This window comes from Mesorhizobium sp. WSM4829, assembly GCF_055811475.1.
In genome coordinates this window covers 1-2,500 of the sequence record NZ_JBVVQJ010000077.1, presented here as the reverse complement: position 1 = coordinate 2,500, position 2,500 = coordinate 1, and the positions used below count along the sequence as shown (strand labels likewise).

The following is a 2,500-nucleotide window of genomic DNA, read 5'->3' as shown; positions in this document are numbered from 1 at the left end:
GCTAACGTCCGTCGTGAAAAGGGAAACAACCCTGACCTACAGCTAAGGTCCCCAAGTTATGGCTAAGTGGGAAAGGATGTGAGGATCCCAAAACAACCAGGATGTTGGCTTAGAAGCAGCCATCATTTAAAGAAAGCGTAACAGCTCACTGGTCTAAATAAGGGTCTTTGCGCCGAAAATGTAACGGGGCTCAAGCCATACACCGAAGCTTAGGGTGGCGATAATCCTTCGGGATTACGCTGCGGTAGCGGAGCGTTCTGTAAGCTGATGAAGCCATACCCGTGAGGGGTGGTGGAGGTATCAGAAGTGCGAATGCTGACATGAGTAACGTAAGGGGAGTGAGAGACTCCCCCGCCGAAAGTCCAAGGGTTCCTGCTTAAAGCTAATCTGAGCAGGGTTAGCCGGCCCCTAAGTCGAGGCAGAAATGCGTAGACGATGGGAACCACGTTAATATTCGTGGGCCTGGAGGAAGTGACGGATCATTGAGGTAGTCCAATCTTATCGGATTGAACGGGCTGCTGCGTGGTTCCAGGAAATAGCTCCTCCTTATAGACCGTACCCGAAACCGACACTGGTGGACTGGTAGAGTATACCAAGGCGCTTGAGAGAACTATGCTGAAGGAACTCGGCAAATTGCACGCGTAACTTCGGAAGAAGCGTGACCCTTTTCCACGCAAGTGGAGGAGGGTGGCACAGACCAGGGGGTAGCGACTGTTTATCAAAAACACAGGGCTCTGCGAAGTCGCAAGACGACGTATAGGGTCTGACGCCTGCCCGGTGCTGGAAGGTTAAGAGGAGGGGTGCAAGCTCTGAATCGAAGCCCCAGTAAACGGCGGCCGTAACTATAACGGTCCTAAGGTAGCGAAATTCCTTGTCGGGTAAGTTCCGACCTGCACGAATGGCGTAACGACTTCCCCGCTGTCTCCAGCATAGACTCAGTGAAATTGAATTCCCCGTGAAGATGCGGGGTTCCTGCGGTTAGACGGAAAGACCCCGTGCACCTTTACTATAGCTTTACATTGGCATTCGTAGTGGCATGTGTAGGATAGGTGGTAGGCTTTGAAACCTGGGCGCCAGCTCAGGTGGAGCCACCCTTGAAATACCACCCTTATCACTATGGATGTCTAACCGCGGCCCGTCATCCGGGTCCGGGACAATGTATGGTGGGTAGTTTGACTGGGGCGGTCGCCTCCTAAAGAGTAACGGAGGCGCGCGATGGTGGGCTCAGAACGGTCGGAAATCGTTCGCTGAGTGCAATGGCATAAGCCTGCCTGACTGCGAGACTGACAAGTCGAGCAGAGACGAAAGTCGGTCATAGTGATCCGGTGGTCCCGCGTGGAAGGGCCATCGCTCAACGGATAAAAGGTACGCCGGGGATAACAGGCTGATGACCCCCAAGAGTCCATATCGACGGGGTTGTTTGGCACCTCGATGTCGACTCATCGCATCCTGGGGCTGGAGCAGGTCCCAAGGGTATGGCTGTTCGCCATTTAAAGCGGTACGTGAGTTGGGTTCAGAACGTCGTGAGACAGTTCGGTCCCTATCTGCCGTGGGTGTAGGAATATTGAAAGGATCTGTCCCTAGTACGAGAGGACCGGGATGGACGGATCTCTGGTGGACCTGTTGTGGCGCCAGCCGCATAGCAGGGTAGCTATATCCGGACGGGATAACCGCTGAAGGCATCTAAGCGGGAAACCCACCTTAAAACGAGTATTCCCTGAGAACCGTGGAAGACGACCACGTTGATAGGCCGGGTGTGGAAGAGCGGCAACGCTTGAAGCTTACCGGTACTAATAGTTCGATCGGCTTGATCGTTCTCATTCCCTATGCCCATTTTGGGCGACAATCCTTCGGATTGCGCCGAGATGGTCTGTTCTCACTCACGCTTGTTCCGCCCTGCGGGCGGCGCTACGTGGGTGCGGCGCATCCGCGCCGACGGTCGGTCGACCTTGCGAAGCTTCGCTTCGAAAGGCGCCAAGACCAAAAGAACGGTAAAGGCACACATAAGACCAGCGAACAGCTCAGGAGAGAGCAGAAAATAGGGTCCCCTATTCGCTACTCACTATTGGCTATTCGCTCAAAAAGCTTCTCGAGCAACGTGCGCTTTGCCGACCTGGTGGTTATGGCGGAGCGGCTGCACCCGATCCCATTCCGAACTCGGCCGTGAAACGCTCCAGCGCTGATGGTACTTCGTCTCAAGACGCGGGAGAGTAGGTCGCTGCCAGGTCTGCAAAACGCACGTTGCAAAAAATCCAGTCTTCTCCTTACAAAACAGGCCCGCCAATCGGGAACTCGGGCCGCGCAAGCGGCCCTTTCAGTTGGCGAAAGCTTGTACATAAGTAAAGCGCTGACTTGCTTGAAAAGTTGACGCGGGGTGGAGCAGCCCGGTAGCTCGTCAGGCTCATAACCTGAAGGTCACAGGTTCAAATCCTGTCCCCGCAACCAAATCCTCAAAACGGCCCGCTTCACGCGGGCCGTTTTGCGTTTGCAGCCTGGCGCG

1 tRNA gene and 2 rRNA genes (1 of these 3 cut by a window edge) are annotated in these 2,500 nt (G+C 54.9%); all 3 read left to right on the top strand.

The annotated features are described in order from the left end of the window. Positions 1 to 1,815 (top strand): 23S ribosomal RNA (locus AC0L17_RS33825) (it extends 1,013 nt beyond the left edge of the window). Positions 1,816 to 2,112: 297 nt separating this feature from the next. After that, positions 2,113 to 2,227: ribosomal RNA gene (gene rrf, locus AC0L17_RS33820) — 5S ribosomal RNA — on the top strand. Between the two features lie 141 nt (positions 2,228 to 2,368). Further along, a tRNA-Met gene (locus AC0L17_RS33815) sits at positions 2,369 to 2,445 on the top strand. Positions 2,446 to 2,500: the final 55 nt, after the last annotated feature.